General features: G+C 71.2%; 5 protein-coding genes. 1 reads left to right on the top strand and 4 read right to left on the bottom strand.

Annotation, left to right across the window (positions count from 1 at the left end):
• Positions 1–13 precede the first annotated feature (13 nt).
• The 4 genes from ald to Q7F20_RS17305 all read right to left on the bottom strand — a co-directional run bounded on the left by ald (position 14) and on the right by Q7F20_RS17305 (position 4,576).
• Positions 14–1,114 carry an alanine dehydrogenase gene (gene ald / locus Q7F20_RS17320; RefSeq protein WP_305741309.1) on the bottom strand — a complete coding sequence of 367 codons (1,101 nt, stop codon included), beginning with the start codon at positions 1,112–1,114 and terminating at the stop codon, positions 14–16.
• 120 nt (positions 1,115–1,234) lie between these two features.
• The gene (locus Q7F20_RS17315) at positions 1,235–2,623 is read right to left on the bottom strand and encodes an FAD-binding oxidoreductase (RefSeq protein WP_305741308.1); all 1,389 of its coding nucleotides are present in this window, start codon (positions 2,621–2,623) and stop codon (positions 1,235–1,237) included.
• Between the two features lie 9 nt (positions 2,624–2,632).
• Positions 2,633–3,583: an AraC family transcriptional regulator gene (locus tag Q7F20_RS17310; RefSeq protein ID WP_305741307.1), complete on the bottom strand. Its 951-nt coding sequence runs from the start codon at positions 3,581–3,583 to the stop codon at positions 2,633–2,635.
• A 30-nt stretch (positions 3,584–3,613) separates the two neighbouring features.
• Complete coding sequence (locus tag Q7F20_RS17305; protein WP_305741306.1) at positions 3,614–4,576, bottom strand: sugar-binding transcriptional regulator; 963 nt, start codon at positions 4,574–4,576, stop codon at positions 3,614–3,616.
• A gap of 180 nt (positions 4,577–4,756) precedes the next feature.
• On the opposite strand from Q7F20_RS17305, the gene Q7F20_RS17300 reads away from it, so the two are divergent.
• The gene (locus tag Q7F20_RS17300) at positions 4,757–6,499 is read left to right on the top strand and encodes a glycerol-3-phosphate dehydrogenase/oxidase (RefSeq protein ID WP_305741305.1); all 1,743 of its coding nucleotides are present in this window, start codon (positions 4,757–4,759) and stop codon (positions 6,497–6,499) included.
• The last annotated feature ends 43 nt before the right edge of the window (positions 6,500–6,542 follow it).

The following is a 6,542-nucleotide window of genomic DNA, read 5'->3' as shown; positions in this document are numbered from 1 at the left end:
CGCGGGCGCGCGCTCAGCGCGCCGCGGCCTCCAGGCCGTGCGCCGCCGCGACGGCGGCGTTCACGACCTGCCCCGCGTGCACGTTCACCCCGAGCGCCAGGGCCGGGTCGGCAGCGGTCGCGGCCTCCCACCCCTGGTTCGCGATCGCCACGGCGTAGGGCAGCGTCGCGTTCGTCAGCGAGATCGTCGAGGTGCGCGGCACCGCCCCGGGCATGTTCGCCACGCAGTAGAAGACGGTGTCGTGCACGGCGAACGTCGGGTCGTCGTGCGTGGTCGGGTGCGAGCCCTCGAAGCAGCCGCCCTGGTCGATCGCGATGTCGACGAGCACCGACCCGGGCTGCATGTCCGTGACCATGGCGTCGGTCACGAGCTTCGGCGCGGAGGCCCCGGGGATGAGCACGGACCCGATCACGAGGTCGGCCTCGCGCAGGGCCGAGGCGATCGCGTGCGCCGAGGACCGCAGCGTCGTGATCCGTCCGTCGAACCGGGCGTCCAGTGCACGCAGCCGCGGCAGGCTGATGTCGAACACGGTGACCTCGGCCCCGAGGCCGAGCGCCATCGTCGCCGCGTGCTCGCCCGCGACGCCGCCGCCGATGACGACCACGCGGCCCTTCGGGGTGCCGGGCACGCCGCCGAGCAGGAGCCCGCGCCCGCCGTTCGGCCGCATCAGGTGGTCCGCGCCGACCTGCGCCGACAGCCGCCCGGCGATCTCCGACATCGGCGACAGCAGGGGCAGCGAGCGATCGGGCAGCTGCACCGTCTCGTACGCGATCGCCGTCGCGCCGGACTCGACGAGCGCGTCGGTCAGTGGTCGGTCCGCGGCGAGGTGCAGGTACGTGAACAGGACCTGCCCGGGCCGGATCGAGGCGTACTCGGCGGCGACCGGCTCCTTCACCTTGAGGATCATCTCGGCGCGGGACCACACCTCGGCCGCCGTCGGGACGATGGTCGCGCCGGCAGCGGCGTACTCGGCGTCCGGGAAGGACGATCCGTCGCCGGCGCCCGACTGCACGAGGACCTCGTGTCCGTGCAGCGCCAGCTCGGCGACACCTGCCGGTGTCGCGGCGACGCGGAACTCGTTGTTCTTGATCTCGGTGGGGACGCCGATCAGCATCACTGACTCCTTCGTGGGCGGTGCACGTTCGACACCCACGATGCGCCGCCGTTCGTTACAGGTCTGTTTCAGCCGAACTTCTGAGCAGTTGGACGCGTTTTCGTTCGACCGGATTCGGCGTCAGAACACCTTGCCCGGGTTCAGGATCCCGGCGGGGTCGAACACGCGTCGGATCCCCCGCTGCAGCTCGAGCACGTCGTCGCCGAGCTCGTCGCCGATCCACCGTCGCTTGAGGACCCCGACGCCGTGCTCCCCCGTCAGCGTCCCGCCGAGCTCGATCGCCGCGCGGAACATCGCGTCGGCCGCGTCCCAGACGTGCTGCGGCACCTCGTCGCCCTCGAACACGAAGTTCGGGTGCAGGTTGCCGTCACCGGCGTGCGCGACCGTGGGGATCGCGATGCCGTACCGCGTCCCGATGGCCTCGACGCGCGCGAACATCTCGGCGAGTCGACTGCGCGGTACCGCGACGTCCTCGATGAGGACCCGGCCACACGCCTCCATCGCCGGGTGGAAGGACCGGCGGATCGTCAGCAGGCGGTCGCGTTCCGCCGCCGACCCGGCCAGGTGCACGGTGCCGCCCTCGGCCTGGAGGCGCGGCACCGCTCCCAGCGCAGCCTCGGTCGCACCCGGTCCGTCGTACTCCACGAGGAGGAACACCCCGCCCGCCGCGGTGCTCCCCACCGTCTCGGTGATCACCTGCGGCCCGAGGTGGGCCGCGATCCCCTCGAGCGCTGCGGCGTCGAGCAGCTCCACCGTCGACGGACGCTCCGCCCCGGCGACCACGGAGGCCGCGGCGCGGGCAGCGGCCTCGACGGTCGGGTAGACGGCGCCGAGGGTGGCCGGCTCACCCGCCGGGATCGGCACGAGTCGGACGGTCGCACCGACGATCACCCCGAGCGTGCCCTCGGACCCGACGATCAGCGCCGTGAGGTCGAGACCGGTGACGCCCTTCACGGTGCGGTGTCCGGTGGAGACGAGCCGACCGTCCGCGAGCACGACGTCGAGGCCCAGCACCGCCTCTCGCGTGACGCCGTACTTCACGCACCGCAACCCACCGGCGTTGGTGGCGACGTTGCCGCCGACGCTCGCGATGGCCGCACTCGCCGGGTCCGGCGCGAACCGCAGGCCGTGCTCGGCGACGGCCGCGTTCAGGTCGCCGTTCAGCACTCCGGGTTCGACGACCGCGTACTCGTCGTCGACCGACACCTCGACGATCCGGTCCATCCGCGCGACGCTGAGCACGACGGTGCCCGCGGTGCCGTTCGCGCCGCCGGCCAGCCCGGTGCCGGCGCCGCGCGGGACGACCGGGACACCGAGCGCCGAGCAGGTGCGGAGCGCGGCCTGCACATGCTCGACCGTGCGGGCCTCGACGACCGCGACCGGTCCGCCGGGTGCGACCCAGCCGGACTTGTCCGTCCGGGCCGCGTCGAGCACGTCGCGCTCGGTCCGGACGATCACGCCGTCCGGGTCGGAGAGCGCAGAGCGGAGGGCGGTGACGACGGTGTCCATCCCGCCACGCTACCGAGCGCGGAGGGACTCGCTCGGCAGTTCCCCGAACCGTGACCGGTACGTCGCCGAGAAGCGCCCGAGGTGCCCGAAGCCCCAGGACCTGGCGATGTCGGCCACCGAGGTGTCGTCGCGGTCACCGCGCAGCAGGTCGGCACGGGCACCGTCGAGCCGGACGCTGCGGAGCAGGTCGCCCGGCGTCTGGTCGAGGTGCCGACGGAGGGACTGCTGCAGTCCGCGCGGGCTCAGTCCCGCCGCTGCGGCGATCTCCGGCGTCCCGATCGCCTCGCGCGCGTGCTCGTGCACGTACTCGAGCGCACGGCGGACGCGCTCGTGCTCGGGCCCGCTGCCGGTGACCGTCGTACGCCAGCGACTCCGCTCGGGGAAGGCCGCGATCGCAGCGGACGCGAACGCCTCGGCGATGTCACGCTGGGCGACCGCGGTGAGCTCGTGCCCGACGTCCAACCAGGTCGACGAGTACGCCCGCACGACCGACTGCCACACGCGTGAACCCTCGGCCGTCGAGCGGCGCATCGACTCGAACGCGAAGTCGTCCTCGCCGACGATCGACCGGACGAAGGCCGCGTCGAGGTGCACGAGGTTGAGGCCGATGTCACGGTGGTGCAGTTCGTACGTGTCGGCGAACGGCAGGACGACCGGCACGCCCGGTTCCAGCTCGTACGACGTGCCGCCGTGGGTGATCGTGCTCGACCCGCTGCGCATCCAGGCGATGAGGAACGCGTCGTCGACCCGGCTGTCGCTCCGCAGGTCGACCAGGAACCGTGAGGAACGCAGCGAGAGCCGCTCGTCACCCACGCCGGCGAAGTCCCAGCGGGTCTCGCGGTGGGTACGGCGGACCGTAGGAGACCGGAAGTCGTAGTCGCCCGTGAAGAAGGCGAGGGCCTGGTCGACGTCGCTCCCCGCGATCCGTCGTGAGTACCGGGTGTCCGTCGTGGCAACCATGCTCGAGAACCTAGGGGACACCACCGACGTTCACGGCTGCAGGATCGCCTGCCCGACGCTCTCGTCGAGGATGAGGTCGGTGATCAGCCCGGCGGCGAGGGCGCCCTTCAACGACGCGGCCTTCGAGCGTCCGGCCACGACGCACACCCGGCGCGGGGCACGCTTGATCGTGTCGAGGTCCGGTGCCCCGGCACGGGCGTTCACCCCGATGTCCTTCCACGACCCGTCGGCGCGGTAGAACACGGTCGAGACGTCCCCGACGACCTCGGCCTTCGTCAGTTCGTCACGGTCGGACGGATCGAGGTACCCGCCGGAGTACACGTGCGAGGGCACCGGGGCCTGGGGCGCTCCGACGCCGAAGACGACGAGGTCCATGCGCTCGTGGAGGTCGAGCACACGGCGGATCGAACGCTCCCGGAAGAGCGCCTGCTTCGTGGCCGGGTCGTCGAAGAACGCCGGGACCGGGAACTGCTGCACGAACGCGCCGTACGCCTCGCCGAACCGCCGGAGGATCTCGGACGCGTAGACGATGCCCGTCGTCCGGGTGTTCGCGGCGCCGTTGATCTGCACGACCGTCGAGCCGTGGGTGGTCTTCGGCACGAGGTACCGGCTCACCGCGCTCACGGTGGAACCCCACGAGATCCCGATCACCATGTTCGACTCGACGTACTGCGTCAGGATGCGCGCGGCGGACAGGGCGACGCGTTCGAGCCGGTCGACGTCGCTCGTGTGGTCCGGCACCGGCACGACGTGCGCGTGCACCCCGAACCTCGACCGGATCGACCGGCTGAGGGCCGCGGCCTGGTCGAGGGGCGAGCGGATCTGGATGTCCACCAGCCCGGTGTCCCGCGCGTACTTCAACAACCGGGAGACGGACGACCGCGAGGTACCGAGCTCGTCGGCGATCGCGTCCATGGTCAGGTCCTGCAGGTAGTACAGGTGTGCGGCGCGCAGCGCCTGCTGCGTGCGCATGGGCTGCGCTGCATCACTCATGGGAACCGAGCATGCACGGACGTGCACGGCCTCTGCAACCCCTGTCGCGCCTCCAGGGCCTCCACCGGCCCGTCCGGACACGTGTGCTGCACGTTCGTGCACGCAAGTTGCCCACCCTCTCACCGAGGCGCACGATCGATGGCGAACCACTACGGAACCCACGAAGGAAGCGACGCAGCAATGTCGAAGAAGACGCAGCCCCGGAACACGGTGAACGCGCTCACGGAGCGCCCGAACGCACAGGTCCTCGTGGTCGGTGGCGGCATCAACGGCATCGCCACCTTCCGCGACCTCGCCCTGCAGGGCGTCGACGTGGCCCTCGTCGAGCGAGGCGACTACGCCAGTGGCGCCTCCGCCGCGTCGAGCCACATGATCCACGGCGGCATCCGCTACCTCGAGAACGGCGAGTTCCGTCTCGTCCGCGAGAGCGTGCAGGAGCGCAACGGCCTCATCCGCATCGCCCCGCACTACGTCAAGCCGCTGCAGACCACGATGCCGATCTTCTCGACGTTCTCGGGCATCATGAACGCCCCGCTGCGGATGCTCACGCACAAGCAGCGCTCGACGAAGGAGCGCGGCGCCGCGCTCATCAAGATCGGCATGACGATCTACGACTCCTTCTCGCGCGACGGCGGGTCGGTCCCGAAGCACCGCTTCCTGACGAAGAAGGCCGCGCTCGAGGACATGCCGGCGCTCAACAAGGACCTGAAGTACACGGGCACCTACTACGACGCGAGCGTGCACGAGCCGGAGCGTCTGGCGCTCGACGTGCTCAAGGACGGGCTGGCCGCGGGTTCGGGCGAGGGTTCGGCGTCGACCGCCCGCGCGGTCAACTACGTCGAGGCCGTCGGTACCCGCGACGGCGGCGTCCTGCTCCGCGACCGCGAGACCGGCGCCGAGTTCACGTTCACCGCCGAGGTCGTCGTGAACGCCTCCGGCCCCTGGACCGACCTCACGAACCAGGCGTTCGGCGGCGAGACGACGTTCATGGGCGGCACGAAGGGCTCCCACATCGTCGTCGACAACCCCGAGCTGCTCGAGGCGACGAAGGGCCGCGAGCTCTTCTTCGAGAACAACGACGGTCGCATCGTCCTCATCTACCCGCTCAAGGGCCGGGTGCTCATCGGCACCACGGACATCGACGCCGACCCGTCGAAGCCCGTCACCACCACCGACGAGGAGATCGACTACTTCTTCGGCCTGGTGAAGCACGTCTTCCCCCAGATCGCACTGACCCGCGACCACATCGTCTACAGCTACTCCGGCATCCGCCCGCTCCCCCGTCACGAGGACACCGCCCCCGGCTTCGTCTCGCGTGACTACCGGATCGTGGACACGGCGATCGCCGGGCTGCCGGAGACGACCGTGCTGTCGCTCGTCGGCGGCAAGTGGACCACGTTCCGCGCTCTCGCCGCGCACCTCTCCACCGACGTCACGACGAAGCTCGGCGTCGCCCGGAAGGTCGACACGACCGGCATGGCGATCGGCGGCGGCAAGGACTTCCCGACCACGGACGCCCAGCGCGCGCTCTGGATCAAGTCGCACCGCGACGGTCTCGACGCATCCGTCGTCGAGGGGCTGCTCGAGCGCTACGGCACCCGCGCGGCCGAGGTCGTCGACGTCCTGGTCGACGGGCCGGTCGAGCCCCTCGAGTCGGACCCGGCGCTGACCCGCGCCGAGGTGGCGTACTTCGCCGAGCACGAGCAGGCCGTGCACCTGGTCGACGTGGTACTGCGCCGGACGAACCTCGCGTTCGTCGGCGGGGTCACGATCGACCTGCTCGACGAGCTGGCGGACGTGCTCGCCGGGACGCTCGGCTGGACGCCCGAGGAGCGTGCTGACGAGGTCCAGCACACGCTCGACGTCCTGCGCGAGGCGCACCGGGTGATCGTGCCGCTGACGTCCGCGTCGCAGCTCGCCTGACGAGACATCCACACGACGGGAGGCGCGGTGCCAGCTGGCACCG

It is taken from the genome of Curtobacterium sp. A7_M15 (assembly GCF_030705415.1).
Lineage (GTDB): Bacteria > Actinomycetota > Actinomycetes > Actinomycetales > Microbacteriaceae > Curtobacterium.
The sequence above is the reverse complement of the archived record's forward strand: the minus strand, read 5'-3'. Positions and strand labels throughout refer to the sequence as shown.

What these genes read in the sequence shown, in the direction of transcription:
- ald (WP_305741309.1), bottom strand. Translation starts at nt 1,114, where the DNA reads ATGCTGATCGGCGTCCCCACCGAGATCAAGAACAACGAGTTCCGCGTC.
- Q7F20_RS17315 (WP_305741308.1), bottom strand. Translation starts at nt 2,623, where the DNA reads ATGGACACCGTCGTCACCGCCCTCCGCTCTGCGCTCTCCGACCCGGAC.
- Q7F20_RS17310 (WP_305741307.1), bottom strand. Translation starts at nt 3,583, where the DNA reads ATGGTTGCCACGACGGACACCCGGTACTCACGACGGATCGCGGGGAGC.
- Q7F20_RS17305 (WP_305741306.1), bottom strand. Translation starts at nt 4,576, where the DNA reads ATGAGTGATGCAGCGCAGCCCATGCGCACGCAGCAGGCGCTGCGCGCC.
- Q7F20_RS17300 (WP_305741305.1), top strand. Translation starts at nt 4,757, where the DNA reads ATGTCGAAGAAGACGCAGCCCCGGAACACGGTGAACGCGCTCACGGAG.